This is a genomic window from Faecalibacillus sp. TM498 (assembly GCF_020589955.1).
GTDB lineage: Bacteria > Bacillota_I > Bacilli_A > Erysipelotrichales > Coprobacillaceae > Faecalibacillus > Faecalibacillus intestinalis.
In genome coordinates this window covers 1-472 of the sequence record NZ_JAJDKB010000149.1, presented here as the reverse complement: position 1 = coordinate 472, position 472 = coordinate 1, and the positions used below count along the sequence as shown (strand labels likewise).

At 32.8% G+C, this 472-nt stretch carries 1 protein-coding gene; it reads right to left on the bottom strand.

Going from position 1 to position 472, the window contains the following annotated elements:
* A partial coding sequence (locus tag LJD32_RS15710; RefSeq protein WP_227403848.1) for a collagen binding domain-containing protein occupies positions 1-472 on the bottom strand: 472 nt, incomplete at both ends.

Genomic DNA, 472 nt, shown 5'->3' with positions numbered 1-472 from the left:
GAATTTCACCTAATTCATTAGTCACATAATATCCGTTTTCTGAAATATCCATTGAGACAGCATCGCCTTTTTTATAAAGAAGTGTATTTCTTCCATCAAGTGAATAGATGTCTTCTTTTGCTGTTAATTGGAAAGTAACACCTGAAAGATTTTCTAATGTGTCTCTGTCTCTTTTTTGTACATGGATTTCACCATAAGGGGCAATATTAGTGACGTTCTTTGTAATAATGTATTCTTTAGTTGTTAGATCTTTTTGTTCAAGATTGATTTGATGTACTTTTTCTGAAAGCACATATCCTTCATTCGTTAAAGTTTCCTTTAATTCATATTTGCCCATGAATAGCGAATCAATGACAAGTTTTCCATTGGCATCTGTTTTTCCTTTGGCAACAGTAGCTCCTTTTGCATAGCGTAAACTACCATCAACTGCACTGTAGATATTTTCTTTGGCAGTTAATTCATATTCAACATC